Consider the following 26,842-nt stretch of genomic DNA (forward strand, 5'->3'; position numbering starts at 1 on the left):
TAGACGGGCGATATCCTGTCCCGATGGACGTGGTGAGCGACGCGATCTCCGTCGCGCATCTGGGGCACCCCTGGTCCCACCGGGTGCGGACGAGCGGGAGCTGGGGCGTGCGCCTCGACCCGTACGACGGCGCGGGCTTCCACGTCGTCCTGAAGGGCCACTGCTGGCTGCTCCCCGACGGCGGCACCCCGGTGCCGCTCGGCGTGGGGGACGCGGTGCTGCTGCCACACGGCACCGGCCACGTACTCGCCGACTCCCCGGCCGACGCGGAGCGGGCGGTGCCGTTCGAGCACTGGATCGCGGAGCCGAGTGCCCGCGGCGAGACGGAGCTGCTCTGCGGCAGGTACTGGCTCGACTGCAGCCGCATGCACCCGCTCATGACGGAACTGCCCGAGGTCGTCCACCTGCCCAACCGAGTGGGCGGCCACCGCGAACTCCGCGCCGCGATCGACCTGCTCGCCGGCGAACTGGACGAGCGGCGGCCCGGCTCCTGCGTCGCCCTCCCGAACCTGCTCGACCTGCTCCTCGTCTACATGATCCGCTCCTGGATGGCCGAGACCACCGGCGGAGCCTGGCCCGGCGCCCTCGGCGACCCGGTCACGGCCGCCGCCCTGCGAGCCCTGCACACCAACCCGGGTGCCCCCTGGAGCACCGACCGCCTGGCGGCGGAGGCCGGCGTCTCCCGCCCCACCCTGGCCCGCCGGTTCACCACCCTGGTCGGCCGCCCTCCCATGGCCTACCTCACCTGGTGGCGCCTGATCCTCGCCGCCACCATGCTCCGGAACACGCCGGACACCCTGGCCACCATCGCCGACCGCGTCGGCTACGGCAGCCCCTACGCGCTCTCCCACGCCTTCCAACGGGAGTTCGGCACCACCCCGGGCCGGTACCGAGCACAGGCCACCGAACGAGCGACGCCACGGCAGGGTCCCGGCTGACCCGCAGCGGCAACGTCATGGCTCGTCAGGCCAGATCTGGAGGTGATACCAGCAGGGGACCCTCGTAGCCCCGCCGTCCTCCCAGACCAGGATCGCGGCCAAGCCTCCGAGTCCGACCGGCGTCAACGACTTCGACTTCACCGTGCGCCACCGCCCGCCGTACCTGACGACCGTGCCCGGCTCGATGCTGACCGCCATCCGGGTCGGCAGGCCGGTCATGACCCGGAGACGGGCTTCAGGTTGTCGAAGTCCGTCGTCCACTCGTAGCCGCCTCCCCGGGGGCGGACGAACGCCACACGACGGGTGATCCGGTCGTTCCGCTTGTCGCGCTCGATCAGTCCCGCCATCAGGAGCCCGACGCGTCCCGTCGTCACGTCCTCCACCAGCGTCCGTTTGGGGAACGGCAGTTCGTCAGTGGTCTCGATCAGGCGATGCACCACGGTCGGCCCCTGTTCACGTCGTGTGCTTGCAGACACACAAAGTGAACGACCGTGCTGGTCGGCGAACTTGCACACGGCTTGCACAACTACCGGGCGGTCGGTGCGAACCGGTGGAACCATGGAGGTAAGGACAGTCGACGGGGAAGACGCACACCATGAGTGGCACCACGGTTCCCGGACCCGGCACGAACGTGGCCAACCTCCGCAAGGAGCGTGGCCTGAAGCAGGTTGCCCTTGCCCGGCGGGCCGGCATCTCCGTGTCCCTCCTCAGCAAGATCGAGGTGGGTGACCGGGCGCTGACCCAGGGCGTGGCCGCGTCGCTCGCCCGAGCCATGGGGCTGACGCTCGATGAACTGTTGGGGAAGGCGCCGGTCGGTCGCTCGGCCGAGGAGAACCTGACCAGCCTCAACTTCGCCATCCGGCGGTTCGACATCGCGGACACGCCGCCGGCCGCCCCGAGCGAGTTGCCGCACGAGCTGGCCGACCTGACCCAGCACCGGCACAACTCCGAGCTGTCCCAGGTCCTCGCCAAGCTGCCGGGGACGTTGACCAGGGTCACCAACCACGCCCACGCCGTCGGTTCGCCGGCGGCCTGGACATCGGTCGCCGACGTGTACAGCATCGTGTACTGGCTCGCGGCCCGGCACCGGTGGATGCACCTTGCCGAGCTGGCGGTCATGAAGCAGCGCATGGCAGCCGAACGGGCCGACCCGATCGCGACCACCCTCGCTGCCCGGGATGAGGCCGGCGCCTTCCTCAACTCCGGGGACTTCGCTGGAGGCTTGGCCGTGGTGGACCGAGCGGTCGTGGAGGCGGAGTCGACTCTGCGCGGGCGTGACCGTGCCTTCGGGCTCGGCATCCTCCACCTGCGGGGGCTGACGTTGGCCGGGCGCCTGAAGGACAAGGCCACGGTCGAGCGGCACACCGAGGCAGCGTGGCGGGTGGCCGACGAGTTCACCGAGGACATCGACGACCACGGCCTCCACTTCGGTCCGGAGAACACGGCGGTGCACGTCGTCTCGACCGCCACGGACATGGAGCAGCACCGGGCGGCCAGGGACACCGCCGAGGACCTGCTTCGGAGCGGCCTGGCGCTGCCGTCCACCCGAGTCGGTCCCCTGTACATGAACCTGGGCCGATCGCAGCTCGCGCTGGGGGACCGGGACAGCGCCTTGGAGTCGCTGGAATCGGCGTGGGCCGTGGCCCCCGAGATGGCGGCCGTGCACCCGACGAGCCAGGAGCTGATGCGGGTGCTGACGTCCCTTCACAAGCGCAGCAACCCCCGCCTGACCCGGCTGGCCAAGCGCGCGGGCGTCGGTATCTGACCCGCCCCAAGTGAGCAGCAGATTTTGGGTAGTTGCGATCGAGCGACTACTATTGGCGACAGAGAGCTTGGAAGTCCGGGATGCGCGAACTGCCCGGGTTTCCGGTATCAAAGCGCCTTCCGCGTACCTGTGCATCCCTATGTGCAGAGACCCAAACGCGGTGTAGTCCGTGGGTGGAGAGTGGATACTCCATCCGACCGGCGCCGGCCTATATCGGGCGCTTGCCAGTAGATTTCACGGAGAGATAGCTACCCAACCAGTGTGCAACCGGAGTAATTCGGTTAGTTGCCGGATTCTATTCCGGCCTCTGGGACTCCCGTGTCGCGTCGGCGCTTGGCGTCTCAGCTCCAGCCACAGCATTTGTGGCCGAGCTGAATGATGCCTGCGCCACGTCAGCTCGGCCACCTGATAGAGGAGGCGGCGAGTTCGATGGACGCGTTCACCCTGATGGCCCTGGGCATCCTCGGGGCGATCTCGATTATTTTCTTCACCCTGAAGGGCGTCCTAGACCAGATCCCGGGCGTACTGCACTCAGCCCGACGCGTCCAGGACGCATGGCGCCAACTGCGGAGCCGCCCCCGTGACCAGGCAGGTGGCGAGCCTGTCGACTTGCCAGACATTGGGCCGACCCGCACGTCCGACAGGGAATGAGATCTCGGGCGCGCGGCGGCCCCGGGGACATGCCCGGGCTCAGGCCGGATTCCCTGCCGGAGCCGGGACGGCCCTGCCGTGTCGGGGCGTGGGCAATCCCGTCCGACTCCTCGACGGTCCCGCCCAGGGGCGGTCCCGCAATCGGCCTTTGGCTTCGGTGGGGCACCCGGTGTCTCAGGCGCCGTGGGACCCCGGCGCGCCGTATCGGGCGAGCATGGTCAGCACCGCCTGGTCGACCGCGTTGGCGATGGCGGAGTCGGCGGGCTCCCAGCGTGCGAGCAGCATCCGCGGCCAGAACACGTAGGTGGAGATCATCCCGAGGAACTGGGTCGCTGCCATCTCCGCGTCGTCAAGCCGGGCTGTACCAGCGGCGTTCTCCGCCGCCAGGTAGCGGCGGACCGATTCGAAGTAGGGCATCTTGCCGAGCTTGAACTGGGTCTCGCCGAGCTCCGGGAAGCGCGGTACCTCGGCGATGACGATGCGGAAGAGGGCGGCCATGCCGGGCTGGGTGAGAAGCGCCACGTATCGGCGTCCGATGGTCTCAAGCCCTGCGCGGAGGTTCCCCGGCTCGGGGAGGGGCGCCTCCTCCTCGTCGACCTTCCAGTATTCGGTGACGATCGCCTCGAACAGGGCCGCCTTGGTGGGGAACTGCTTGAACAGAGTCGCCCTCGACACCCCGGCCGCCTCGGCGATGCGGGCCAGCGAGGTGCCGTCGTAGCCGGAGTCGAGGAACAGCCTGGTGGCCGCCTCGATGATGGACGTCCGCTTCTGCGCCGCCACGCGCCGGTGGTATTCCGAAGGCTGTGCCGTCATGCCCTCCAGTATGCCTCTCACTGCGAGGTGAGTCACTTGACTCACCTCTGGTCCCGCTCTTACCTTGAGAGGGGAGGTGAGTCACTCGACTCACCGTTAGCGTAATCCTGGAAGGAAGCAGCATGGGACGCTTCGAGGGTCAGACCGTCATCGTCACGGGCGGCAGCGGGGGCATGGGCAGCAGCCATGTGCAGGGCTACCACGCCGAGGGGGCGAACGTCGTCATCGCCGGCCGCGACGACGACGCCGGGCGCGATCTCGCTGCTCGGCTCGGTCCTCGGGCGCTGTCCGTTCACCTGGATGTCGCCAGCGAGGACGACTGGGCGGCGGTGGTGCGAGAAGTCGAAGGCCGCTTCGGGCCGATCACCATCCTGGTGAACAACGCGGGCGTCCAGAACCCGGCGGCGCCCATCGAGCACACCGAACTCCGCACCTGGGAGCGAGCCTTCAGCGTCAACGTCACCGGCCAGTTCCTCGGCATCAGGGCCGTGGCTCCGTCGATGCGCGGGGGCGGTGGCGGAAGCATCGTCAACATCGCCTCGACCATGGCCCACCTCGGCACGGCCTACTACGCCCCCTACACCGCCAGCAAGTGGGCCGTGCGGGGGCTGACCAAGACGGCCGCGCTGGAACTGGGGCGGGACAACATCCGGGTCAACTCCATCCACCCCGGCGTCGTCTCCACACCGCTGATCAACGAACCCACCGTCGCAGGCCAGCCGGCCATCGCCGACGTCTACTCGCCCGATCCCTTCGCCATCCCCCGCCTCGCCGAACCCTCCGAGATCACCCGCCTGTTGCTCTTCATCACCTCCCAGGACGCGTCTTTCGCCACGGGCTCGGAATTCGTCCTGGACGGGGGCCTGCTGCTCGGCCCCGCTCTCCAACCCGAAGCCGACATCGCAGCTTGAGCCGGCACCGCGGTACGGAGCGTGCGGTCCCGGGCACCCACCTTGTGCGAGGCGAAGCGATCTCGCCTATCGAGCACACCTTCGCCCGGCTGTGCAGCGGGCCGCCGCGCGGGTAGGCTCCGAGGAGTGAGGTGACGTCTCCGTGGCGCGTCGCGCGCCACCACCGCTGGTCCGAGCTGATTCCGAACCAGGAGTGCGTCACCCGTATGCCCGAAGCGCTGCCCACCTCGGCGGAGATCGCCGCCGCTCTCGCCACCCACTGGCATCTGACGAACGTCGCCGTCATGCCCCTCCTGGGGGGAATGAACTCCGTCACCTGGGAGGTGACTCCGCTGTTTCCGCCGGGCGACGGCCCGGCTCGTGCCGCGCGGCGCCCGGCCGCCGCCTCGCCCGACAGGGGCGGGTGGGCGGGGGAGGGCCCGCACCTCGCGGTGCCAGCCGCCGCCCGCCTGGTCGCCAAGGCCGTGCCCCGTGGCCCGGCCGAGGACCGCTTCCTGCTCGGGCTCCGTCTCGCCGCCCGCGCGGAGCGCGCCGGCCTGCCGTCCGGCGCCGCCGTCCCCACGGTCGACGGGGCGTCGACCGTCGCGGTCGCCGGCCACCGGCTCGCGCTGCTGCGCTGGGTCGACGGCCGGATCCCCGACCCCGCCGACGAGCGCGACCTCACGCTGGTCGGGGCCACCCTCGGCCGCGCGCACCGGGTCCTCGGCGACGAACCGGTCGACCCCGGCGAGGCCCGCGCCACCCTCGACCCGCTGGCCGAGCCGCCGGACCCGGAGGTGCTGGCCGCGTGGCCCTGGTTGCGCCCCGCGCTGGAGGACGTCGCCGCCCTGCTGCGCGGCGTCCGCCCCGAGACGTTGAACTGGGGTCCGCTACACGGCGACCCGGCCCTCGAACACTTCAGGATCCACCCGCGCACGGGACGCTGCGGACTGATCGACTGGGGCGCCGCCGGCCGGGGCGCCCGGCTGTACGACCTGGCCACGGTCGTCATGGATCTCGGCACACCACGGGAAGCCGCCCCGCTGCTGGCCGCCTACCGCACGCACGGCCCCCTGTCGGCCGAGGAGATCGACCGGGCCCTGCCGGCGCTGCTGGCCTTCCGCCACGCCGTCAACGCGGTCTACTACGCCGAGCGGCTGCTGCGCGGCGACACCACCGGGGTCGCCGACCAGGCGGAGAACGCCGCGCGCCTCGCGGAGGCCCGCCGGGCGCTCGGCGCCCTGCCGGCGGGAACCCCGGAGTGACCCCGCCGGATCTGGTTTGCTTGACTTAGGCAATCATCTGGTAAAGTGGCCATATGTCGACGTCATCGCCCGCCGACCCCGCCGTGTCGCCCGACGTGGTGGAGATCGAGAGCACGCTCACCCGCATCGCCTACCTGTCCAACCGGGCCAGGCAGCACGAGCGGCTGATGGCGCTGGCCGGGCTCTCGCTCGACCGCGCGGGCGCGGCGCTGCTGCGGCAGCTGGCCGAGCGTGAGTCGATGCGCCCGGGGGAGCTGGCGGCCCGGCTCTCCGTCGAGGCGTCGCACGTCACCCGCCAGGTGCAGCACCTGGAGCGGTCCGGCTTCGTCACGCGGGTGCCGGACCCCGACGACCGGCGGGCGCAGCGCGTCCAGCTCACCGAGGCCGGGCGGGCCGCGGTGCGGCGGGTCAGGGCGGTCAGCTGCCAGGGGATGCAGGCGGCGCTCGCCGACTGGTCGCCCGAGGACCTCCACCGGCTCGCCACCCTCTTCCGTCGCATGGTCGACGACTTCGTCTCCCACGGGGACGAGGAGGCCGCCGCGCCGCCCTCCGCCTGACGGCCCCGGAGCCCGTGGCGCGCCCCTCGGGGCGGCTTCGTCGCACGTCGCGCGCCACCGTTCGGTGACCGGTTTATCGCTTCGTTATCTCCTGGTCGCTTGACGGTTGAGCGCCCGGAAGCGAGCCTGTGAGGCGTTCGACCCGCATTGAGTCGTTTCAATCGGCGGCGGGTCACCCGCTCCCGTCGGGTCCCGTGGTGCCTCGGCGCCCACGGCGACCTCCTCCCCACACCGACGCGTCGAGTCCCGCAAAGGCACCGAACGCCCCGCAACGACTCCCGCCACGTCGTCCCCGGCACCCGTCACCGATCACCGCGGCCAGCGGCTGGTCGCGCACCCCATCGCCCGGCTCGGATCTCGGCCAACGAAGTCCACGTTCCAGAGAGGTTCGATGAGCATGAACGTCCCCTTTCCCGGCCCCCCGTCGCGACCTTCCCGCGCCGTCACCGCGCTCGCCGCGCTGACCGTCGTCTCGCTGGGCCTGTCCGCGTGCAGCCCCGGCGACCTGGGCTCGAGCGGCGACGGCGAGGGCATCACCCTCACCTACCTCATCCCCAACGGCCCCGAGGACGTCGCCCTCGCCGAGGCCCTGGTGGAGGGCTTCAGCGCCGCCAACCCGGACATCACCGTCGAGGTGGAGACCAGGCCGGGCGGCGGCGACGGCGACAACCTGATCAAGACCCGCCTGGCGACCGGCGAGATGACGGACGTCTTCCTCTACAACACCGGATCGCTCTTCCAGGCGATCCACCCGGACCGCAACCTGGTGCCGGTGACGGGGGAGGAGTGGGTCGAGGGCCTCGACGACTCCTTCCTGCCCACGGTCACCGCGGGGGACGAGGTGTACGGGCCGCCGATCGGCTCCGCGATGGGCGGTGGCGTGCTCTACAACCGGACGGTCTACGCCGAACTCGGCCTGGAGGTGCCGCGCACCTGGGAGCAGTTCATGGCCAACAACGCGGCGATCGCCGAGACCGGGGCCGCGCCGGTGATCCAGACCTACGGCGACACCTGGACCTCCCAGCTGTTCGTGCTCGGCGACTTCCACAACGTGGCCGCGGCCGAGCCCGACTTCGCCGAGTCGTACACCGCCAACGAGGCCAAGTTCGCCACCTCGCCGGCCGCCATCCGGGGCTTCGAGCACCTCCAGGAGGTCGCCGAGGCCGGCTACCTCAACGAGGACTTCGCCGCCGCCACCTACGAGGACGGGCTGCGGATGGTCGCCGAGGGGACCGGCGCGCACTACCCGATGCTGACCAACGCCATCTCCCCGATGGTGGAGGCGGTCCCCGAGGCCGCGGAGGACGTCGGCTTCTTCGCGCTCCCCGGGGACGACGAGGCCGGCAACGGGCTGACCATGTGGGCGCCGAGCGGGGTGTACATCCCCAACACCACCGAGGGCGAGCAGCGGGAGGCGGCCCTGCGCTTCCTGGCCTTCATCGCCAGCCCCGAGGGGTGCGACGCCCAGACCCGTGGCCAGACGCCCTCCGGGCCCTACCTGGTGGCCGGCTGCGAGCTGCCGGCCGACGTGCCGACCTCCGTCACCGACGTCCAGGCGTACTTCGACGAGGGCCGGGTGAGCCCGGCGCTCGAGTTCCTCTCGCCGATCAAGGGCCCGGCCCTGGAACAGATCACGGTCGAGGTCGGCTCGGGCATCCGCACGGCCGCCTCCGGCGCCCGACTGTACGACGACGACGTGGAGAAGCAGGCCCAGCAACTCGGGCTCGAAGGCTGGTGACCGGCGTGACGACCACCCTCGGGACCCGGCCCGCCACCCGGCCGCCGAAACCCGCGCCCGTGCGCGCCGGCCGCCGGGCGAAGAGCAGCTACCCGCACTGGTTCTACCTGCCGGCCGCGGTCGTCTACACGGCGCTCTTCCTGCTGCCGACCGCCGCCGCCTTCTTCTTCAGCCTCACCCGCTGGACCCTGTTCGACTACGAGTTCATCGGCCTCGACAACTTCGTCCAGTTCTTCCGCGAGCCGGCGCTGGTCAAGGGCCTCACCAACACCCTGATCTACGCCGTGGTCACCTCGGGCCTCAAGGTCGTGCTCGGCCTGCTGCTCGCGGTGCTGCTGACCTCGCAGATCATCGGGCGCGGCCTGCTGCGCTCCGTGGTGTTCTTCCCGGTGCTGGTGTCGACCATCGGCGTCGGCATCACCTTCACGGCCCTGATGCACCCCTCGGAGGGCGCCATCAACCAGGCGCTCGCCGCGGTCGGCGTCGAAGGACCCGCCTGGCTGACCGACCCGTCCTGGGCCCTGCTCTCGGTCGCCCTGGTCGACGTGTGGAAGGGCGTCGGGCTCGCCACCATGATCTACATCGCGGGCGTGGTCTCCATCCCGCGCGAGTACTACGAGGCGGCCGAGGTCGACGGGGCCAGCGCCCTGGAGCGCTTCCGGCATGTCACGCTGCCGCTGGCCAGGCCGGCGACCGTGACGGTGATCATCCTCTCGCTGATCGGCGGCCTGCGCTCGTTCGACCTGATCTGGGCGATGACCGGCGGCGGGCCCGGGTTCACCTCGGACGTCATCGCCTCGGTCATCTACAAGCAGTACCAGGCCGGGTTCTACGGCCTGTCGACGGCCGGCAACGTGGTGCTCTTCCTGCTGGTCTCGGCGCTCGCCGTGCCGCTGTTCTGGTTCCTGAACCGCAGGGAGACCGAACTGTGAACACCCGACGCCCCAACCTCTGGCTCAGCGGTTTCGCGATCCTCGCCTTCACGGTGGTGTTCGTGCTGCCCTTCGCCTTCATCGTGTTGACGGCGGTCAAGGGACAGCAGGAGGCCGCCCTGCTGGAGTTCTCGCTCCCCACCGACTGGCAACTGGTCGAGAACCTGCGCGCGGTGATCGAGGCCCGCGACTACCTGCTGGTCATCGCGTTCATCAACAGCGTGGTGCTGACCGTGGCGAGCGTGACCCTGATGGTGGTCCTCGCCGCCATGGTGGCCTTCGTGCTCCAGCGCCGCCGCGGCCGGCTGACCGGCCCCGTCAACCTGCTGGTGCTCTCCGGCCTGATCATCCCGCCCGCCGTGGTCCCCACCATCTGGGTGCTGCAGGGCATCGGTCTCTTCAAGACCCTCCTCGGCCTGATCCTGGTCGAGGTCGCCTTCCACCTGTCCTTCTGCGTGCTCCTCTTCCGCGCGTTCCTGGCCACCGTGCCGCGCGAGCTCGACGAGTCGGCCGTGATCGACGGCGCCGGGCCGCTGCGGCTCTTCTTCCGGGTGGTGTTCCCGCTGCTGCGCCCGGTCACCATCACGGTGATCGTCGTGCAGTCGGTGGGCGTCTTCAACGACTTCGTCAACCCGCTCTACTTCCTGCCCGGCGAACAGAACGCCACCGTGCAGCTGACCCTGTTCAACTTCCAGAGCCAGTTCGAGACCCAGTACAACCTGCTGTTCATGGACATCCTGCTCATCACCATCCCGCCGCTGGTGATGTTCCTCTTCTTCAACCGGCAGATGGTGGCCGGCATGACCAAGGGGGCGCTCAAGGGCTGAGCCCGCGCCGCCGTGAGGACGACGACGACCGTACGACCAGAACCGGAAGTGGGAGAACCGCATGCCCCTCGTCACTGTCAGCCCTGTCCGATTCGAGCACCGGGACACCGCGCTCGGCATCGGCACCGCTACGCCACGCCTCTCGTGGCAGGTGACCACGGACGACCCCCGGTGGGCCCAGACGGCCTGCGAGATCGAACTCGACGGCACGGAGGTCCGCCGCCTCGACACGGCCGAACAGGTGCTGGTGGCCTGGCCGTTCGAGCCGCTGGCCGCCCGCGCCAGGGCCACTGTCCGGGTGCGCGTCGCCGCCGGTGAGCGGTGGTCGGAGTGGAGCGAGCCGGCCACCGCCGAGGTCGGCCCGCTGGCCCCCGAGGACTGGACGGCCCGCTTCGTCAGCCCCGCCACCATCGGCCGGATCGGCGACCCCGCGCCCGTCCTCGCCCGCACCCTCACCGTGCGGCCCGACGTCGTCTCCGCCCGCCTGTACGTCACCGCGCACGGCGTCTACACGGCGCACCTCAACGGCGTCCGCGTCGGCGACGAGATCCTGGCCCCGGGATGGACCGCCTACGCCGACCGGCTGCGCTTCCAGACCCACGACGTCACCGCGCTGCTCCGGGAGGGCGAGAACACCATCGAGGTGCTGCTCGGCAACGGCTGGTACCGCGGCCGCCTCGGCTGGGGCGGGCGCCGCGGCCTCTACGGCGACCGGCTCGCGCTCCTCGCCCAGCTGGAGCTCGTCCACGCCGACGGCTCGGTCGAGACCGTCGGCACCGACGACGCCTGGACGGCACGCCCCAGCGGGGTGCTCGCCGACGACCTCTACGACGGCCAGCACACCGACCTGCGGCCGCGCGAGCCGGGACCCGTGGACGCGGTCGAGGTGGTCGACGCCGACCTCGGCCGGCTGGTGGCCCCGGACGGGCCACCGGTGCGGATCACCGACACCCTGCCGGCCGTGAAGGTGTGGACCTCGCCCGCGGGAAAGACCCTGGTCGACTTCGGGCAGAACGTGGTCGGCTGGGTGCGGCTGACCGCGCGCGGCACCGACGACGGCGCCGAGGTCACCGTCCGGCACGCCGAGGTCCTGGAGCACGGCGAGCTCGGCACCCGCCCGCTGCGCACCGCCGAGGCCACCGACCGCTACCTGCTGCCCGCGGCCGAGGAACTGGTGCTCGAACCCGAACTCACCTTCCACGGCTTCCGCTACGCCGAGGTCACCGGGCTCGCCGCCGACGCCTTCGACGCGGAGGCCGTGGTGGTCGGCACCGACCTGCGCCGCACCGGCTGGTTCGAGTGCTCGGAGCCGGACCTCAACCAGCTGCACGAGAACGTGGTCTGGGGGATGCGCGGCAACTTCCTCGACGTGCCGACCGACTGCCCACAGCGCGACGAACGGCTCGGCTGGACCGGCGACATCCAGGTGTTCTCGCCCACCGCCAGCTTCCTGTTCGACACCGCGGGCTTCCTCACCTCCTGGCTCGCCGACCTCGCCGCCGACCAACACCCGGACGGCTCGGTGCCGTTCGTCATCCCCGACGTGCTGCGCGACGCGGAGCCCAGGGCCGCCGCCTGGGGCGACGCCGCCTGCGTGGTGCCCTGGGTGCTCTACCGGCGCTACGGCGACGCCGAGCTGCTGCGCCGGCAGTTCCCCTCCATGCGGGCCTGGGTCGACCGGATCGCCTCGCTCACCACGGACGGCGTGTGGGCCGGCGGCTTCCAGTTCGGCGACTGGCTCGACCCGGCCGCGCCGCCGGACAACCCCTTCGCGGCCCGCGCCGACCACGACGTCGTCGCCACCGCGCACCTCGCCAGGTCGGCCGAGATCGTCGCCGAGGCCGCCGCCGTCATCGGCGCCGACGGCGCGCCCTACGCCGACCTCGCGGCGCGCACCAGGGAGGCGTTCGCCCGACACTACGTCACGGGCGCCGGCCGGGTGCTCTCGGACGCCCCGACCGTCTACGCGCTGGCCATCGAGTGGGCGCTGCTGCCCACGCCGGAGCAGCGCGCGGCCGCCGGTCTGCGCCTCGCCGACCTGGTGCGCGCCGGCGGGTTCCGGGTGGCGACCGGCTTCGTCGGCACCCCGCTCATCACCGACGCGCTGACCTCGGCGGGCCGCCCCGACCTGGCCTACCGGCTGCTCCTGGAGCGCGGCTGCCCGTCCTGGCTCTACCCGGTCACCATGGGCGCCACCACGGTCTGGGAGCGCTGGGACTCGATGCTGCCGGACGGCACCATCAACCCGGGGCAGATGACCTCGTTCAACCACTACGCGCTCGGCGCGGTCGCCGACTGGATGCACCGCACGCTGGCCGGCCTCGCCCCGGCGGCGCCCGGCTACCGGCGGATCACCGTCCGGCCGCTGCCGTATCCGGCGTTCGGCCACGCCTCGGCCCGCCACCTGACCCCGTACGGCGAGGCGAGCGTGGCCTGGCGGCGGGAGGCGGGCGAACTCACCGTCGAGGCCGTCGTCCCGGTCGGCACCACCGCGACCGTCCACCTGCCCGGCGCGGCCGAGCCGATCGAGGTCGGCCACGGCCACCACAGCTGGACGGTCCCCGAGCCGGCCCCCGAGGCCCGACCGGTCGAGACCGTGCGCGACCTGGTCGACGACCCCCGGCTGTGGGACGAGGCGGCGGCGGTGCTGATCAAGCACGGCCTGGCCGGGGACGCCGAGGACCTGGCCAGGGGGATCGGGCGCCATCTCGACGCGCCCGTGCGTGAGCTCCCGCTCCGGCTGACCCGTAAGACGCCGCCGGACGACGTGTCCGCCGCCGAGCGCGCCCTGGAGAAGCTCCTGTCGGCCAGGGACTGACGGCCACGGGCTGACGGCCGGCCGCCGGCGTGGCGGCGCCCGACCGGTTCCGACCGTCGGGCGCCGCCACGTCGCGCCTCAGTGGAAACGGATGTAGCCGTTGCCGTCCCGGTCGTGCTGGGAGGGGGTGTAGGCGTGGACGTCGGCGCGGCTGCCGGACGGCTTGTAGAGGTAGATGGTGTCGCCGCCGTTGTTCCAGAGGAAGTTGCAGTTCTGGCGGTAGACCACGTTGCCGCCGTCCGAGTCGGTGCCGCGGCCGCCGCGCAGGTGCACGTAGTCGCCGGGCTGGAGGTAGTGGTTGGCGGGGAAGGTGAAGCGGTTGCCCGCGGCGTCCCTGACCACGTAGCCGCGGAGGTTGACGGTCCTGGAGCTGGAGTAGTTCCGGATCGTCACGTACTCCTCGTCGGTGTTGCCGCTGGTGCAGTTGTTGTTGTCGCGGCCGGGCGCGTCGTACTGGACGCCGCGGATCTTCAGGTCGGAGCTGTACTCGGCGGCGTCTGCCGGGGTGGCGGCGAGGGCCACCAGCGCGCCGGTGGCCACGGCGACGGCGACGAACGGACGCGTGCGCATGGGAAGTTCCCCCCTCTGGTAGGTGACGAGAGTGAGGAGCTTATAGGCGTACTGGTGTGATGGTGTGGAGTTTCTGCGAATTCGGTGACCGGCTCAGGCGCCGCCGGCGCTCACCGGGAGCCGGGCGCAGCGGCGGCAGGCACGGGCGGCGGCGGCCATGCTGGCGTGCGAGCCGACGGCCAGTGCGGCGGCGAGCACCAGCAGGGGCCAGGTCGCGGTCAGCGGCGCGCTGACGGCCAGGGTCAGGGCGGCGGCGCCGGCGGCCAGGGCCGAGACGGTGCCGGTCCAGGCCGCGAGCTCGGGCAGCCGGGCCGGCACGGGCAGCCGGCGGGCCAGCGGCCCGGTGACGGCGAGCGCCGCGACCGCCGGCAGGGCGGCCACCACGGCCACGGCGACCAGGCAGCCGGCCAGCAGCCGCGCGGCCCAGCCGAGGCCGTCGTCCGCGCCGCCGGCGTGCCAGCTCAGCAACCAGCCGGCGAGCAGCGGCGGGGCGGCCAGCGCCACGGTGCGCGCGGTGTGCCTGACCTGGGCGAGCGTGAGCTCGCGCTGACAGCTGGCCACCAGCTCCTCGGGCGTGCCGAATTCGCGCAGCGCCAGGCCGAGGGCCTGCCGATCCGGCGTCCCGTCCTGGGCGTGGGCGGCGACGGTGTCGGCGAGGCCGTCGCGGATCTCGGTGAGCAGCCTGGCCTTGGCCGGCGCGGGACCGTGCAGCTCGGCCGCCAGCGTCGCCACGTACGCGTCCAGCGGGTCGACCGCGTCGGTGGCGCCGGAGGCGTCGGTGCCCGTCATGTGGCGGGGGAGGGGTTGAGCACGGAGCCGATGGCGGCGGTGAACTCGGCCCAGGCGCGCCGCTCGCCGGCCAGGGCGCGCCGGCCGTCCTCGGTGAGCTGGTAGCGGCGCCGGCGCCGCTCGCCCACCGCGTCCCAGCTGCTGCTCAGCAGGCCGAGCCGCTCCAGGCGGTTGAGCGCCGGGTAGATGGTGCCCGTGCGCAGCTCCAGCGTGCCGCCGCTGCGGCGCTGCACCGCGGCGATGATCGCGTAGCCGTGCAGGGGGCCCGCCTCCAGCACGGCCAGCAGCATGCCGTCCAGATGTCCGCGTACCGAGTCCGCCTTCATGCCGGGAAGTCTAGCCGGCCGACCTGTAGGCCGGGAACCTATTGGCTGTCGAGCGGCCGGTCGGGGGAGCGGTGCCCGGGGTCGGCCACGATGTCGGCCAGGTAGAGGCGCTGGATGCGCCGCGCCTCGGTCAGGATCACCGGATCGCCGTCCGGCGCGTCGCGGAAGGCGAGCTGGAGCAGCGCCTCGGAGGCGCACACCCCGGCCCGGCAGGCGACGGCCAGGGCCGGGCTGTCGACCAGGTGCTCCTGGGAGACCAGGATCCGCCGCAGCTGGTCGGCGACCATCGTGTTGTTGTCCTCGTCCAGTTGGAGCAGCTCGCGGCTGAGGTAGCGGCCGGCGCGGATGGCCAGGTAGCCGGGGTTCTGCCGGTACAGCTCCACATAGCGGTCGAAGACCAGGTTGACCAGGTCGAACCAGCGGGCGCTGCGCGCGTCGTGCAGGATGGCCCGCATCGCCGCCGAGTGCCGCTCCATGTGGTGGCGCGCCACGGCGGCCAGCACGGCGTCCTTGTCGTCGAAGAACTGGTAGAGGGTGCCCACCGGCACCTCGGCGTCGGCGGCGATCCGGCGCGTGGTCAGGGCCTCGACGCCCTCCGTGGCGAGCAGCCGGTCGGCGGCGGCCAGGATCGCCTCGACGCGGGCCCGGCTCCTCGCCTGCTGCGGTGCCTTCCGCAGGCCCAGGCCGGCAGTCCGCTGGGGGGTCATCGCTTCGCTCGTCATGGGGTTCGCCGTTTCGGTGTGCTCCATTCTAGCGAGCCCGCCCGGGGCGCGGCTCGGCGTTGACCGCGGCATAGATCCCCCTGGTGCGGCGGTAGACGGAGCGGAAGGTCGCGTATGCCCGGTCGTACACCAGGCGGTTGGCGGGGTCCGGGGTGAACTCGGCGGCGATCGCGACCCGTTCCGCGATGTCGGGCCAGTCCAGTTCGCCCAGCGCGACCGCGGCGATCAGCGCGGCGCCGCGCGCGTTGGCCAGGGCCGGCTCCTCGACCTGCCGGATGGTGCGGCCGAGCACGTCCGCCATGGCCTGGCACCAGAACGGCGAACTCGCGCCGCCGCCGATGAAGTTGAGGTGTGGGAAGGCGCGCCCCGTGAAGCGCTCCACCGACTCGTTGAGCCAGCGGGCGTTGAGCGCGATGCCCTCGAAGGTGCTGCGCGCCAGGTCGGCGCGGGTGGTGGTCAGCGAGACGTTGAACCAGCCGCCGCGCACCGTCGGGTCGTCGACCGGGGTGCGCTCGCCGTTGAGCCAGGGGGTGAACACCACGCCGTTGCTGCCCGGCGGCGCGGTCGCGGCCAGCCGGTTGAGCCGGCGCAGGATCTCCTCGCGCGCCCCGGGGTCGGGCTCGCCACCGGACGGGCCGGCGTCCGGCCCGAGGACGTTGCCGACGAGCCAGTCGATGCCCTTACCGGCCACGTCCTGGACGGTGGCCACCCAGTAGGACCCCGGCACCACGGAGGGCAGGGCGGCCACGTTGTGCCACGCGTCGGTCTTCTTGCGCGGCACGTGGCAGGAGAGCCAGGCCGAGGTGCCGACGCACAGATGGCCCTCGTACGGCAGCACCGCGCCGGCGCCGATGGCGGCCGCCGTCGTGTCGCCGGTGCCCGCCGCCACCTGGACGTGCTCGCCGAGCCCCAACTCGGCCGCCACCGCGGGCCGGATCGGGCCGACCACCGTTGCCGGCTCCACCAGCTCGGGCAACTTGTCCCGGGGCAGCCCGCTGAGCCGCAGCAGCCGCTCGTCGTAACGGACCGCGCCCGGCGTCCGGTTGTCGGTGCACCAGCGCAGCGCCACCGTGTCGTGGCCGGCCACCGGACGCCCGGTCAGCCGCATCGTCAGGTACTCGGGCACGTCCAGCAGGTACGCCGTCCGCTCGTAGACCTCGGGCCTGGCCACCTTCAGGAACTGGGTCTGCCCCACCGGGTCCTTGCCGGTGAGGGTAGGCGCCCCGCCCGACCTGGCGATCCAGCGGGCCAGCCGCAGCGCGTGGTAGCCGGTGCCGGGGATCCGCGGCGCCCCGCCGGCGAGCCGGCGCGAGTGCTCGGCGCCCCGCCCGTCCATCCACAGCAGGGCGCGGTGCAGGTGGTGGCCCTCGGCGTCGACCGGCACCGTGCCGCCCCACTGGGCCGACAGGCAGATCGCCGCGATGTCCCCGACGGGGGCCAGCCGGCGGTTCAGCAGCCGGCGCAGCGTGTCGCGGATGGCCGCCCACCAGTCGTCCGGGTCCTGCTCGGCGCCGCCGCCCGGCAGCAGGTGCAGCCGGGTGCGGGCGGTCTCGTGTCCGAGGATCCGGCCGCCGGTGGTGGCCAGCACCGTCCTGGCGCCGCTGGTGCCGAGGTCGACGCCGATCACGTAGCGGGGCGCCACGGCGGTCAGACCCTGGCGAAGACGCGGTCGAAGCGGGCCAGGGCGTCGTCGACGACCTCGTCGGTGTGGGCCATGCTGGTGTAGAGACGGCTGCCGGCGATGGTGATCAGGCCCTCGGCGGAGAACGCCATCGACATCTGGCCGAGCATCTCGGTGCGCGGCCCGAGCTCGGTGAAGAAGTCCGGGTCGTCCAGCGAGAGATGCAGCACGCCCGAGGTGTGCAGGTGCACGATCGAGCCGATGTTGTAGGTGACGTACGGCAGCTCGTACCGCGCGATCAGCGCGGCGAGGCCGGCGCACAGCCGGTCCCCGGCCCGGCCCGCGATCGCCGGCGCCCCGGTGCGGTCCATCTCGGCCAGCGCGTGGTAACCCGCCACGCAGGACAGCGGGTTGGCCGACAGCGTGCCGCCGACGAAGGCCCGCTTGCCGACGGCGGTCAGGCCGCCCTCCAGCACGCCCATGATCTCGTCGCCGCCGCCGATCCCGCCGGCCGCCGGGTAGCCGCCCGCGACGCACTTGCCGAACACCGTGAGGTCGGGCCGGACGCCGAAGTGGCCCTGCGCGCCGCCCATGCCGAGCCTGAACGCCGTGACCACCTCGTCGAAGACCAGCAACGCGCCGAACTCGTCGCACAGTTCACGGATCCGCGCGTTCTCGTCCGGCCGCACCAGGTGGGTGCCGCTCTCCGGGCCGACCGGCTCGACGAACACCGCCGCGGTGCCGCCGGTCTCCTCGTTGGCCACCAGCCGCTCGCGCAGCCCGTCCAGGTCGCCGGGCGCCACCTCCTGGGTGAGCCGCAGCGCGCCCTCCGGGATGCCGGTCGCCTCCAGGCTGCCGGTGCCGGGGATGCGCAGCCCGTAGACCACCTGGTCGGACCAGCCGTGGTAGGCGCCGCCGACCTTGATCACGTGGGCCCGGCCGGTGTACGCCCTGGCCACCCGGACGGCGGCCATCACGCCCTCGGTGCCGCTGCCGAGCATCCGGAACTTGCTGACGGCCGGCATGAAGTCGTGGATGAGCTTGGCGAGTCGGACCTCGGACGAGTGCAGCATCCCGGTGACCGGGCCGCAGCCGGCCAGCAGCTCCGCGACCTTCTCGCGCACCGGACCGTAGTTGCTGCCCAGCACGGTCGGGCCGCCGGCCTGGAGGAAGTCGAGGTACCGGTTGCCGTCCACGTCCCACAGGTAGGGTCCCTCGGCCCGGACGACGTCCAGCGGCCAGGGCTCGTTGAGCGCCAGGTTGTGCTGGACGCCGCCCGGTATGTACGCGGCCGCCTCGGCCGCCGTCGCCCGGGAGCCGGCCGTGTGCTTCTCGAACCAGGCGCGGTAGTCGGCGAGCGTGGCGTCGTCGAGCCGCCGGACGGGGGTGCCGACGAGGGCGTCGAGGCGGGCCTCGACGTCGTCCACGTCGGGCCAGTGGGATATCGCCGGTGAGGTCATGGGCCGTCCCTTCGCAGCTTCCTTCACAACTTCCTGGTCGTCCCGTAGTCGCCGGCGAGCGCCTGGAGGATCACGGCCTCCTGCGCCTTCTCGTCCAGCAGGTGCGGGGTGCCGAGCGCCAGGCAGCGGGCGTACAACTCCGCCGCCCACTCGGTGAGTTCGAGGTTGGCGACGGCCTTCTCCACGGTGCCGCCGAGCGCGATCGAGCCGTGGTTGCGCAGCAGCGCGGCCTGCCGGCCGTCCAGCGCGGCGACCACGTGCGCGGCCAACTCGTCGGTCCCGTAGGTGGCGTAGGGGGCGACCCGGACCGAGCCGCCGAGCGACAGCATCGCGTAGTGCACCACCGGGATCTCGTCCAGGGTGCAGGCGACGGCCGTGGAGCCGAGCGCGTGCGTGTGCGTGATGGCCCCGGTGCCGGTGGCCCGGTAGACGGCCAGATGCATGGGCACCTCCGAGGTGGGCGCCAACTCGCCGTCGACGACCTGCCCTTCGAGGTCGATGACCGTCATCATCTCGGCGGTCAGCTCGCTGATCACCCCGCCGGTGGGCGTGACGGCCACCAGGTCGTCCACCCGCGCCGACAGGTTCCCGCTCGTCCCGATGACCAGGCCGCTCGCGGCCAACCTCCGGCCCGCGGCGGCCAGTTCCTCACGTTCCCGTTCCAGCAGCATGACTTCCTTCCCCTGCCTTCCCCCGCACAGAAGACGTCCGGACCGTGCTCAGACGCATGCTAGGCCAAAAAATGAACGTGATACATATTCACAACCCAGCGGGTCGGCGCCACTCTGGAAGCCGAGGGAGACGGGGGCAGCACGCGACCCGAGGGGAGCGAACCATGCCGCGCCACACCAGCAGAAGGACCGTCCTGCGCGCCGGGACCGCCGTGGCCGGGGCCGGCCTGCTCGGCACCCTCGCCGCCCCGGCGGCCCGCGCCGCCGACGACCGGGAGCCCTACCTCGTCGGCCGGGGCGTCGCCGACGCGACCGGCGAGATCGCCGAGGTCGGCATGATGGGCTACGGCCGCACCGACCAGCAGGCCGCCGGGCTGCACGCGCGCACCCGGGCCCGCGCCTTCGTCATCGTGGACCGCGCCGGCGGCGAGCGCGTCGCCCTGGTCGTCGTCGAGATCGGGATGATCTTCGCCAGCGTGCACCAGGAGGTGCTGCGGCGGCTGCGGCAGCGGCACGGGGACCTCTACACGGCCCGCAACGTGCTGCTGGCCGCCACCCACAGCCACGCCGGCCCCGGCGGCCACTCCCACCACGCGCTCTACAACCTGACCACCCTCGGCTTCCACCGCGCGACGTTCACGGCCGTCGTGGACGGCGTCGTCGAGGCCGTCACCCGCGCCCACGACGACCTCGCCCCCTCCCGACTCGTGCTGAGCCACGGCACGCTGCGGGGCGCCAGCGTCAACCGCTCCCGGTCGGCCTTCGCCCGCAACCCCGCCGACATCACCGACCACTTCCCCGAGGCCGTCGACCCGCAGACCACCCTGCTGCGCGTCGAGCGCGGCGGCCGGCAGGTCGGCGCCGTCAACTGGTTCGCCACCCACGGCACCAGCCTCTCCGGGGACAACCGGCTGATCAGCACCGACAACAAGGGCTACGCCGCCTACCACTGGGAGCGCGAGGTGGCCGGCGTCGACCACCTCGCGCCGACCGCCCCCGACTTCGTCGCCGCCTTCGCGCAGACCAACGCCGGCGACATGTCGCCCAACCTGGACCTGCGGCCGCCCACCACCCCCGCCGACTTCGCCGCCGCCAGGGCCAACGGCCTCGCGCAGTACCGGGCGGCCGCCGAGCAGGCGGCCGCCCCCGGAACCGCCGTGGCGGGCCCGGTCGACTCCCGGCTGGTCCACGTCGACCTCTCCGACGTGGCGGTCGACGCCGAGTTCACCGGCGACGGCAGCCCGCACCGCACCGCCAAGCCCGCCGTCGGCGCCGCCATGGCCGCCGGCAGCACCGAGGACGGCCCCGCCTTCCCCGGCTTCGTCGAAGGAGAGAACCCCTTCTGGGACTTCCTCTCCGACACGCTGCTCTACACCGTCTCCCCCGAACTGCGCGCCGCGCACGCCCCCAAGGACGTGTTCGTGCCGATCGGCGCCATGAACGAACTCTTCCCCTGGGTGCCGGAACGCTTCCCGATCCAGCTGGTCCGCGTCGGCCAGCTCCACCTCCTCGGCGTGCCGGGCGAGGTCACCATCGGCGCCGGCCTGCGGCTGCGACGCACCGTCGCCGGCACGCTCGGCGTCGACCCGCGCGACGTGCTGGTGGCCGGCTACGCCAACGGCTACTTCCACTACGTGACGACCCCCGAGGAGTACGACGCCCAGCAGTACGAGGGCGGCAGCACCCTCTTCGGCCGCTGGCAACTCCCCGCGCTGCAACAGACCTTCGCCGGCCTCGCGGCGACACTGCGCGACGGGCGCCCGGTGTCGCCAGGGCCTGGCACCCCGGACCACTCCGGCAGCGCGCTGTCCTTCCAACCGGGCGTCGTCCTCGACGCCCCGCCGCTCGGCCACGAGTTCGGCGACGTACTGACCCAGCCGGACGCCTCCTACCGGGCCGGGCAACGGGTCACCACCGTCTTTGCCGGCGCCCACCCGTCCAACGACCTCCGCCGGGGCGGCAGTTACCTGCGCGTCGAACGGCGGCTCCCCGACGGCGGCTGGGCCAAGGTAGCGGACGACGCCGACTGGTCCACCACCCTGCGGTGGGCCCGCGACGGGCTGGCCGCCTCCCGGATCACCATCACCTGGGACATCCCCCCGGGCGCCCCACCCGGCACGTACCGCGTGCACTACGCGGGCGACGCCCGCTCGCTCACCGGTACCATCCGACCCATCGCCGGCACCAGCGGGGAGTTCACCGTCACCGCCTGAGCGGCGGCGCTCCGCTCAGGCGGGGCGCTCGTCCCGCCGAGGTCAGCACGCGCGGTAACTGCCGCCGTAGCGCAGGTTGTCGTCAAAGACCCACCCGTGGAAGATGTACCCCTCCACGTGGTACACGACATACGTCCACGTGTTGCCGTAGTCGTTGCGCACATAGCAGGAGATGTCGACGGTGGCGGTGGGCGCGAGGGTGTACCTGGGCGGCTCGCACGCGGCGTAGGGGCCGGAGCGGATGTAGGCGCGCGGTATGTCGCCCCGCACCTGGTCCCAGTCGTCGACGTCGGTGTGGGTACCCCACCCGCTGCAGGTGATGGCGGCCGCGCCGGTGTCGGCGGCGGCGGGCGCGGCGCTGAGGCCGCTGACGAGTGCCGCGGTCGCCGCGGCGGTGGCGAGCGCACGTCGGATGCGCATGGTTTCCTCCCCGTGTGATGGCTCCCCTGTGTGGGGCGCGACCTCGAGCGTGCCGCCGCGGGTGCCCGCCGCGCCAGGGATCGCCGCTGTCCGGGACTGTCCCGGACGGTGGAACGGCCGGGGCGGGCCGCCGCCCGCGCCGGCGGTGCGCGCTGAGCGGCTGACGACCAGTAGGGTGCGGCGGGTGAACGATGCCCACGTCCCGACCACCTTCCGTCTCGTCGTCACCGGCGGGGGAACCGGCGGTCACACCTATCCGGCCCTCACCGCGATCCGCACGTTGCAGGCCCGGTTGGCGGCCGGCGGCGGCACGCTCGACGTGCTGTGGATCGGAACGCCCACCGGCCTGGAGGCCAGGGTGGCGCCGGCCGAGGGCATCCCGTTCCGGACGGTGGCCACGGGGAAGATCCGCCGCTCCTCGAACCCGCTCAAGATGCTCGGACCGGCGAACGTCAAGGACATGGCGCGGGTGCCGCTCGGCGTCGCCCAGGCCCGGCGGATCATCAGCGAGTTCCGACCGGATGTCGTGCTCGCGACGGGCGGGTACGTCGCCGTTCCGGCCGGTCTTGCGGCGCGGATGTGCAAGCGCCCGCTGGTCTTGCACGAGCAGACCGTGCGCCTCGGGCTGGCGAACCGCAGGTTGGCGGGCTCGGCGGCCCGGATCGCGTTGTCCTCCGAGTCGTCGCTGCCGCTCCTGCCGCGGGAGGTGCGGTCCGCGGCCGTCGTGACGGGGAACCCGGTGCGGCCCGAGGTCCTGACCGGGAGCGCGGACCAGGCGATCACCGCGCTCGGCCTCGTCGGCTTCGACCGGAGCCTGCCGACGCTCTATGTCACCGGCGGCGCCCAGGGGGCACAGCAGATCAACGGCCTCGTCCGGGACGCGCTGCCGTGGCTGTTGGAGCGCGCGAACCTCGTCCACCAGTGCGGGCCGGACCACGTCGCGGGCCTGCGGGCGGGCGCGGCCGGGCTCCCGCCGCACCTCGCCGGCCGCTACCACCTCACGGGGTTCGTCGGCCCGGAGCTGCCCGACGTCCTGGCGCTCGCGGACGTCGTCATCTCCCGCAGCGGCGCCGGCACCCTCGCGGAGCTCACCGCGCTCGGCAAGCCGGCCGTCTTCGTGCCGCTGGCGTCGTCGGCGGGCAACGAGCAGGCGCACAACGCGCGACACCTCCAAGCGGCGGGCGCGGCGATCGCGTTGGAGGGCGAAGTCACCGCCGAGCAGCTGCGGGACGCGGTCGGACCGCTGTTGACCGACCCGGCGCGGCGGGAGGCGATGGCCGGCGCGGCCCGGCAACACGGGCGCCCGGACGCGGCGGACAGGCTGGTGGACGTGATCCTGTCCGCCGCGAGGTGATCCGGCCAGCGGGGCCGACGTAGTCGGCGGTCAGCAGCAGAAGGTGTCGGACTGCGTGCCCGAGACCGCCTGCGCGGGCGTGACGGCGAGGCCGACGGCGAGCGCGGCGACGACCGCGGCCCCGGCGAGGATACGGCGGATGCGCATGGTTTTCCTCTCTCATGTCGGCCCCCGGGCGGGGGCGCTGCCGAGAGCGTGTCCGATCGACGACGCCGGGCGGAAGGCACACGGACCGTCCCGGACTGTCCCGGACGGTGGAACGCCCGGGCCCCGCGCCACGGCCGAGTCGGCCGTCCGGCTGGTGGGTGGGGCGCGGGGGGCGGGGACGGCGTCCGTCGGGGCGCGTCACCCCCTGGCGCGTGCCAGGTCGATGAGTTCGGCCACGCCCTCGACGCTCGGATGCGGTTCGAAAGCGGGGAGCAGACGCCGGATCCGCGCCACGACACGGGAGGCGCCGATGTCGCTGGCGGTGGTGAGCGCCCGGGCCGCGGCGTCAGCGGCCAGGTCGATGTCGTTCGCGCGGAGGTGGCTCTCGGCCCGGTAGGAGTCGAAGACCGCGGTCGTCTTCGCGCGGCGCGCGGTGAGTTGGGCGAGGCCGGCGGTGATGTGGTGGTGTGCGTCGCCGGTGCGGTCGAGATCGAGCAGGCACCGGCCGGTGTCGAGCATCAGGTCGGCCGGCGACATCCAGACGCACCAGGCCGGTGTGGGGTCGGGCGTGGTGGCCGCCAGGTGGGCTTCGGCCGCGCTCAGGTCGCGGTGGCAGGCGCGCGCGTCACCGAGGAGGGCGTGGGCGCGGGCTCGGCGGAGGTGGAGGAGCGATCGGGAGGTGGGGTGGGCGGCTCGGGTGGTGGCGTGACCGAGGATGTCGGCGGCGGTGGCGGGCTGGCCGAGCCAGACGGCCTGGTAGGCGAGGTCGCTGAGGATGCCGGCGCCGAGGTCGTGCTCTCCGACTTCCTGTGCGGAGTGAAGGGCGGAGTGCCAGTACCGGGAGGCGTCCCCGTGGCCCTCGTGGTCGAAGAGCCACCAGGCGATGGTGGTGGCGACGCGGGCGATCATGACGTGGATGCGGCGCAGGGCCGTGGCGTCGGAGCGCCCGTGGTCGAGGAGATCGGTCAGGGTGGTGTGCAGCGCGTCGAGCGTGGTCAGGGCGTGCTGGCGCTGGGCGGTGCCCATGTCGGCGGCCCTGGTGGTCATGGCCTCCAAGGCGTCGAGTAACTCGCCGTCGACATGCCTTCCGTGCAGGGCGTCGGCGAGGCGCCCGGGTTCGAGCGTCGCCCGGTCGTGGGCGAGGGCGATCAGGGAGGCGCCGCTGTAGGCGGCGAAGGTGCGGCGATCCACATGCATGGCCTCTCCTGCGGCGGCGGGCTGTCCGTGGGCCGGCAGCCACCAGGGCCAGGATCGCGGATCGACCGGATCGGGTGGAACCCCGTCGAGGGTCCGGCCGCGGGCCGCTCCGTCGCCGTACTCCACGGCCCACACGACCGGCGCGTGCGCACTCGGGGCGCGCCCTACCGCGCTCCCTCGCGGTCGGACTACGGTGCGCGGCGAGCAGGCGCCCGACGGGCTCAGGCGCGCGACCTGCCGCCGGTCACCCCCGTCGACCCCAGCGGCACCGGCCGACTTCTGGAGAGAAAGATGCACCGCCGTTCCTTCGCCAAGGGCGCGTTCGCCGTCGCGGCCTGTGCCGCGCCCGCCACCCGTTCGCTTGTGCGGCCGGCCGCCGCCGCGTCCGTCACCGAGGGCGGCCGGCGCGTCAGGGCGCGGGACCTCGACGAGCTGTGGAGCGCCGCTGAGCAGGCCCGTCAGTGGGACGCCCGCTACGGCGGGGGCGACGGGCGTACAGCCCAGGTCGTCGATGTCCTGGCCACTCGCGCCGCACCCCTGCTCGCCGGCCACTATTCCGAGGAGCTCGGCGCCGGCCTCTACGCCGCCACCGCCGAACTGAACAGGCTCGCCGGGTGGGCGGCGTTCGACGCGGGCCGGCACGACGTCGCCCGGCGGCACTTCGACCAGGCGCTGAGCCTGGCGCGGGCCGGCGGCGACCCGGAGCTGGGATGCTATGTGCTGGCCACGATGGCAGTGCAGACGATGCGCCGCGGATACCCGTCCCAGGCCATCGAGATGGCACAGGGCGCGGTCGAGCGCGCCGGCCGGGACGCCGCGCCGAAGGTGCGGGCGTTCGCGCGGCTGATCGAGGCCCGGGCCCACGCCCGCACCGGCGACGAACGGTCCGCCTCCCGCGCCCTGTCCGACTGCGAACAACTGCTGGACGACGCCCGGGAGCGGGAAGCCCCCACCTACATCGACTACTTCGGCGCGGCCCGGATGGCCTCCGATGCCGTGGAGATCTACCGCGACCTCGGGAAACCGCGCATCGCGGCCGGGTGGGACGCTCAGTGCGCCATGCCCGCCGGCCACACCCGGGCCGTCGGGCTGCGGCTGTCCGTCACCGCGACCGCCCACCTCCAGGCCGGGGAGTTGGAACAGGGCCTCGCCGTCGGGCGTCGTGCGGTGGACATCCTCGCCGGCGTCGCCTCCGCCCGCGCCCGCGCGTACGTGGAGGACATCCACACGGCCCTGGCCCCGTGGGCCCGGGAGCCCCGCGTGCGGGACTGGCGGATCCGAACCCGACGCCAACTGGGCGACCCGGGAAGCTGACGGGCCGGCCGGGGACTCCGTGCCGGGCCGCTGCGCCGTCCCGAGAGCACCGACTGCCCCGTTGTGCCCGATCGTCTCGGTCATGCCGGCACGATCCCACGAGGAAGGGCACCAGCGCGGGGAGTTCGGCGAGGTCAGGACCACGGCAGAGGTCCCCGCGGTTACCGCCGTGCGCTGGCCTGCGTCGGCCGCGTCCACTCGTTCTCCAGCACGGAGTGGACGATCGAGTCCCGCCAGGCGCCGCGCACGTGGACGTGGTCGCGGATCCGGCCCTCTTCGACCAGGCCGGCCCGCTCCAGCACGGCGCGCGACGCCGCGTTCTCCGGGGATCTCGCGGCCCAGATTCGGTGGAGGCCGAGGACGTCGAAGCCGAGGGCCAGCAGCAGTTGGACCACTTCCGAACCGTGTCCGATGCCCCAGCGGTCCGGACGGATCGCGAAGCCGATCGTGGCCGCCTGCTGTCCCTCAAGCGCCAGGCGCGCCAACCCCACCAACTGGCCGCTGTCGGCCTCACACACGGCCAGCGCGTACTCGGTGCGTGACGGGGCCACGGCGGAGACCATCGAGCGGGCCACGATGAGACCGACCTGTTCACGGGATCGTGGCTCGAAGGAGAGGTGCCGGGTCGCTTCCGGGCTGCCGTAGACGGCGTGGACGTCGTCGACGTCGTCGAGGAGGAGTTCCCGCAGGGTCAGGCGTTGGTGAGTGAGGGTCACCGGATGCATGTCCGGTGACCCTACCGGGGCCCGTCAGTCAGGCAGCGCGCGCGCCGCACACCTGGGGAATTCCGGTGCGGCGACATCACTGCCGTCCTGGACGCCCGGGCCCGTTTCGCGGCAACAGC

The 26,842-nt window shown here is 72.9% G+C and carries 26 protein-coding genes; 13 read left to right on the plus strand and 13 right to left on the minus strand.

Going from position 1 to position 26,842, the window contains the following annotated elements; all coding sequences use genetic code 11:
- Positions 1 to 23 precede the first annotated feature (23 nt).
- The gene (locus tag RNC47_RS05100) at positions 24 to 938 is read left to right on the plus strand and encodes an AraC family transcriptional regulator (RefSeq protein ID WP_311595866.1); all 915 of its coding nucleotides are present in this window, start codon (positions 24 to 26) and stop codon (positions 936 to 938) included.
- Positions 939 to 953: 15 nt separating this feature from the next.
- Here RNC47_RS05100 and RNC47_RS05105 read toward each other — a convergent pair whose 3' ends face one another.
- Positions 954 to 1,157, minus strand: coding sequence for a hypothetical protein (locus RNC47_RS05105; RefSeq protein ID WP_311595868.1), 204 nt, complete (start codon positions 1,155 to 1,157; stop codon positions 954 to 956).
- Positions 1,154 to 1,378, minus strand: coding sequence for a hypothetical protein (locus RNC47_RS05110; protein WP_311595869.1), 225 nt, complete (start codon positions 1,376 to 1,378; stop codon positions 1,154 to 1,156). Before RNC47_RS05110 ends, RNC47_RS05105 begins: the two co-directional genes overlap by 4 nt.
- Positions 1,379 to 1,533: 155 nt before the next feature.
- Between RNC47_RS05110 and RNC47_RS05115 the strand changes: the two genes are divergently transcribed.
- Entirely contained in the window at positions 1,534 to 2,703 is a 1,170-nt protein-coding gene (locus tag RNC47_RS05115; protein ID WP_311595871.1) for a helix-turn-helix domain-containing protein, read from the plus strand.
- 429 nt (positions 2,704 to 3,132) lie between these two features.
- Positions 3,133 to 3,354 carry a hypothetical protein gene (locus RNC47_RS05120; RefSeq protein ID WP_311595873.1) on the plus strand — a complete coding sequence of 74 codons (222 nt, stop codon included), beginning with the start codon at positions 3,133 to 3,135 and terminating at the stop codon, positions 3,352 to 3,354.
- Between the two features lie 174 nt (positions 3,355 to 3,528).
- On the opposite strand, the gene RNC47_RS05125 is transcribed toward RNC47_RS05120, so the two are convergent.
- Positions 3,529 to 4,167, minus strand: coding sequence for a TetR/AcrR family transcriptional regulator (locus RNC47_RS05125; RefSeq protein WP_311595875.1), 639 nt, complete (start codon positions 4,165 to 4,167; stop codon positions 3,529 to 3,531).
- A 122-nt stretch (positions 4,168 to 4,289) separates the two neighbouring features.
- Here RNC47_RS05125 and RNC47_RS05130 point away from each other — a divergent pair, with 122 nt between their 5' ends.
- The 7 genes from RNC47_RS05130 (at position 4,290) to RNC47_RS05160 (ending at position 13,194) form a co-directional block, all read left to right on the plus strand.
- Positions 4,290 to 5,078, plus strand: coding sequence for an SDR family oxidoreductase (locus tag RNC47_RS05130; protein ID WP_311595876.1), 789 nt, complete (start codon positions 4,290 to 4,292; stop codon positions 5,076 to 5,078).
- A 131-nt stretch (positions 5,079 to 5,209) separates the two neighbouring features.
- Positions 5,210 to 6,322: a phosphotransferase enzyme family protein gene (locus tag RNC47_RS05135; RefSeq protein WP_311595878.1), complete on the plus strand. Its 1,113-nt coding sequence runs from the start codon at positions 5,210 to 5,212 to the stop codon at positions 6,320 to 6,322.
- A gap of 53 nt (positions 6,323 to 6,375) precedes the next feature.
- Positions 6,376 to 6,879 (plus strand): MarR family winged helix-turn-helix transcriptional regulator, encoded by a 504-nt coding sequence (locus tag RNC47_RS05140; protein WP_311595880.1) that lies wholly within the window; start codon positions 6,376 to 6,378, stop codon positions 6,877 to 6,879.
- A 397-nt stretch (positions 6,880 to 7,276) separates the two neighbouring features.
- On the plus strand, positions 7,277 to 8,617 hold the full coding sequence (locus RNC47_RS05145) for an ABC transporter substrate-binding protein (protein WP_311595882.1): 1,341 nt from the start codon (positions 7,277 to 7,279) through the stop codon (positions 8,615 to 8,617).
- A 5-nt stretch (positions 8,618 to 8,622) separates the two neighbouring features.
- Positions 8,623 to 9,549: a carbohydrate ABC transporter permease gene (locus RNC47_RS05150; protein ID WP_311595884.1), complete on the plus strand. Its 927-nt coding sequence runs from the start codon at positions 8,623 to 8,625 to the stop codon at positions 9,547 to 9,549.
- On the plus strand, positions 9,546 to 10,376 hold the full coding sequence (locus tag RNC47_RS05155; RefSeq protein ID WP_311595885.1) for a carbohydrate ABC transporter permease: 831 nt from the start codon (positions 9,546 to 9,548) through the stop codon (positions 10,374 to 10,376). The genes RNC47_RS05150 and RNC47_RS05155 overlap by 4 nt, the downstream gene beginning before the upstream one ends.
- Positions 10,377 to 10,437: 61 nt before the next feature.
- Positions 10,438 to 13,194: a family 78 glycoside hydrolase catalytic domain gene (locus RNC47_RS05160; RefSeq protein WP_311595886.1), complete on the plus strand. Its 2,757-nt coding sequence runs from the start codon at positions 10,438 to 10,440 to the stop codon at positions 13,192 to 13,194.
- A gap of 78 nt (positions 13,195 to 13,272) precedes the next feature.
- On the opposite strand, the gene RNC47_RS05165 is transcribed toward RNC47_RS05160, so the two are convergent.
- The 7 genes from RNC47_RS05165 to RNC47_RS05195 form a co-directional block, all read right to left on the minus strand.
- Positions 13,273 to 13,764 carry a lamin tail domain-containing protein gene (locus tag RNC47_RS05165; protein WP_311595888.1) on the minus strand — a complete coding sequence of 164 codons (492 nt, stop codon included), beginning with the start codon at positions 13,762 to 13,764 and terminating at the stop codon, positions 13,273 to 13,275.
- 93 nt (positions 13,765 to 13,857) lie between these two features.
- Entirely contained in the window at positions 13,858 to 14,553 is a 696-nt protein-coding gene (locus RNC47_RS05170; RefSeq protein WP_311595890.1) for a permease prefix domain 1-containing protein, read from the minus strand.
- Positions 14,550 to 14,879 carry a PadR family transcriptional regulator gene (locus RNC47_RS05175; RefSeq protein ID WP_311595891.1) on the minus strand — a complete coding sequence of 110 codons (330 nt, stop codon included), beginning with the start codon at positions 14,877 to 14,879 and terminating at the stop codon, positions 14,550 to 14,552. The genes RNC47_RS05170 and RNC47_RS05175 overlap by 4 nt, the downstream gene beginning before the upstream one ends.
- A gap of 38 nt (positions 14,880 to 14,917) precedes the next feature.
- On the minus strand, positions 14,918 to 15,601 hold the full coding sequence (locus RNC47_RS05180) for a TetR/AcrR family transcriptional regulator (RefSeq protein ID WP_311595893.1): 684 nt from the start codon (positions 15,599 to 15,601) through the stop codon (positions 14,918 to 14,920).
- 28 nt (positions 15,602 to 15,629) lie between these two features.
- Positions 15,630 to 17,243: a xylulokinase gene (locus RNC47_RS05185; protein ID WP_311595894.1), complete on the minus strand. Its 1,614-nt coding sequence runs from the start codon at positions 17,241 to 17,243 to the stop codon at positions 15,630 to 15,632.
- 5 nt (positions 17,244 to 17,248) lie between these two features.
- Complete coding sequence (locus RNC47_RS05190) at positions 17,249 to 18,682, minus strand: aspartate aminotransferase family protein (RefSeq protein ID WP_311595895.1); 1,434 nt, start codon at positions 18,680 to 18,682, stop codon at positions 17,249 to 17,251.
- Between the two features lie 23 nt (positions 18,683 to 18,705).
- Positions 18,706 to 19,353 carry a class II aldolase/adducin family protein gene (locus RNC47_RS05195; RefSeq protein ID WP_311595897.1) on the minus strand — a complete coding sequence of 216 codons (648 nt, stop codon included), beginning with the start codon at positions 19,351 to 19,353 and terminating at the stop codon, positions 18,706 to 18,708.
- A gap of 164 nt (positions 19,354 to 19,517) precedes the next feature.
- On the opposite strand from RNC47_RS05195, the gene RNC47_RS05200 reads away from it, so the two are divergent.
- Positions 19,518 to 21,566: a neutral/alkaline ceramidase gene (locus RNC47_RS05200; protein WP_311595898.1), complete on the plus strand. Its 2,049-nt coding sequence runs from the start codon at positions 19,518 to 19,520 to the stop codon at positions 21,564 to 21,566.
- 42 nt (positions 21,567 to 21,608) lie between these two features.
- On the opposite strand, the gene RNC47_RS05205 is transcribed toward RNC47_RS05200, so the two are convergent.
- On the minus strand, positions 21,609 to 21,986 hold the full coding sequence (locus RNC47_RS05205; RefSeq protein ID WP_311595899.1) for a hypothetical protein: 378 nt from the start codon (positions 21,984 to 21,986) through the stop codon (positions 21,609 to 21,611).
- Between the two features lie 184 nt (positions 21,987 to 22,170).
- On the opposite strand from RNC47_RS05205, the gene RNC47_RS05210 reads away from it, so the two are divergent.
- Positions 22,171 to 23,340, plus strand: a complete 1,170-nt coding sequence (locus RNC47_RS05210; RefSeq protein ID WP_311595901.1) for a UDP-N-acetylglucosamine--N-acetylmuramyl-(pentapeptide) pyrophosphoryl-undecaprenol N-acetylglucosamine transferase — start codon at positions 22,171 to 22,173, stop codon at positions 23,338 to 23,340.
- Positions 23,341 to 23,685: 345 nt separating this feature from the next.
- Here the strand turns inward: RNC47_RS05210 and RNC47_RS05215 are convergent, their stop codons facing one another.
- Complete coding sequence (locus RNC47_RS05215) at positions 23,686 to 24,684, minus strand: XRE family transcriptional regulator (protein WP_311595903.1); 999 nt, start codon at positions 24,682 to 24,684, stop codon at positions 23,686 to 23,688.
- Between the two features lie 291 nt (positions 24,685 to 24,975).
- Between RNC47_RS05215 and RNC47_RS05220 the strand changes: the two genes are divergently transcribed.
- On the plus strand, positions 24,976 to 25,998 hold the full coding sequence (locus tag RNC47_RS05220; RefSeq protein ID WP_311595904.1) for a sporulation protein: 1,023 nt from the start codon (positions 24,976 to 24,978) through the stop codon (positions 25,996 to 25,998).
- Positions 25,999 to 26,159: 161 nt separating this feature from the next.
- On the opposite strand, the gene RNC47_RS05225 is transcribed toward RNC47_RS05220, so the two are convergent.
- The gene (locus RNC47_RS05225; protein WP_311595906.1) at positions 26,160 to 26,723 is read right to left on the minus strand and encodes a GNAT family N-acetyltransferase; all 564 of its coding nucleotides are present in this window, start codon (positions 26,721 to 26,723) and stop codon (positions 26,160 to 26,162) included.
- Positions 26,724 to 26,842: the final 119 nt, after the last annotated feature.

Origin of the sequence: Streptomyces millisiae (assembly GCF_031845425.1) — a bacterium.
Classification (GTDB): domain Bacteria; phylum Actinomycetota; class Actinomycetes; order Streptomycetales; family Streptomycetaceae; genus Streptomyces; species Streptomyces millisiae.

Coding starts and splice junctions, on each gene's coding strand:
- RNC47_RS05100 (WP_311595866.1), top strand. CDS start 24: ATGGACGTGGTGAGCGACGCGATCTCCGTCGCGCATCTGGGGCACCCC.
- RNC47_RS05105 (WP_311595868.1), bottom strand. CDS start 1,157: ATGACCGGCCTGCCGACCCGGATGGCGGTCAGCATCGAGCCGGGCACG.
- RNC47_RS05115 (WP_311595871.1), top strand. CDS start 1,534: ATGAGTGGCACCACGGTTCCCGGACCCGGCACGAACGTGGCCAACCTC.
- RNC47_RS05120 (WP_311595873.1), top strand. CDS start 3,133: ATGGACGCGTTCACCCTGATGGCCCTGGGCATCCTCGGGGCGATCTCG.
- RNC47_RS05125 (WP_311595875.1), bottom strand. CDS start 4,167: ATGACGGCACAGCCTTCGGAATACCACCGGCGCGTGGCGGCGCAGAAG.
- RNC47_RS05130 (WP_311595876.1), top strand. CDS start 4,290: ATGGGACGCTTCGAGGGTCAGACCGTCATCGTCACGGGCGGCAGCGGG.
- RNC47_RS05140 (WP_311595880.1), top strand. CDS start 6,376: ATGTCGACGTCATCGCCCGCCGACCCCGCCGTGTCGCCCGACGTGGTG.
- RNC47_RS05145 (WP_311595882.1), top strand. CDS start 7,277: ATGAACGTCCCCTTTCCCGGCCCCCCGTCGCGACCTTCCCGCGCCGTC.
- RNC47_RS05160 (WP_311595886.1), top strand. CDS start 10,438: ATGCCCCTCGTCACTGTCAGCCCTGTCCGATTCGAGCACCGGGACACC.
- RNC47_RS05165 (WP_311595888.1), bottom strand. CDS start 13,764: ATGCGCACGCGTCCGTTCGTCGCCGTCGCCGTGGCCACCGGCGCGCTG.
- RNC47_RS05170 (WP_311595890.1), bottom strand. CDS start 14,553: ATGACGGGCACCGACGCCTCCGGCGCCACCGACGCGGTCGACCCGCTG.
- RNC47_RS05175 (WP_311595891.1), bottom strand. CDS start 14,879: ATGAAGGCGGACTCGGTACGCGGACATCTGGACGGCATGCTGCTGGCC.
- RNC47_RS05180 (WP_311595893.1), bottom strand. CDS start 15,601: ATGACGAGCGAAGCGATGACCCCCCAGCGGACTGCCGGCCTGGGCCTG.
- RNC47_RS05190 (WP_311595895.1), bottom strand. CDS start 18,682: ATGACCTCACCGGCGATATCCCACTGGCCCGACGTGGACGACGTCGAG.
- RNC47_RS05195 (WP_311595897.1), bottom strand. CDS start 19,353: ATGCTGCTGGAACGGGAACGTGAGGAACTGGCCGCCGCGGGCCGGAGG.
- RNC47_RS05200 (WP_311595898.1), top strand. CDS start 19,518: ATGCCGCGCCACACCAGCAGAAGGACCGTCCTGCGCGCCGGGACCGCC.
- RNC47_RS05205 (WP_311595899.1), bottom strand. CDS start 21,986: ATGCGCATCCGACGTGCGCTCGCCACCGCCGCGGCGACCGCGGCACTC.
- RNC47_RS05215 (WP_311595903.1), bottom strand. CDS start 24,684: ATGCATGTGGATCGCCGCACCTTCGCCGCCTACAGCGGCGCCTCCCTG.
- RNC47_RS05220 (WP_311595904.1), top strand. CDS start 24,976: ATGCACCGCCGTTCCTTCGCCAAGGGCGCGTTCGCCGTCGCGGCCTGT.
- RNC47_RS05225 (WP_311595906.1), bottom strand. CDS start 26,723: ATGCATCCGGTGACCCTCACTCACCAACGCCTGACCCTGCGGGAACTC.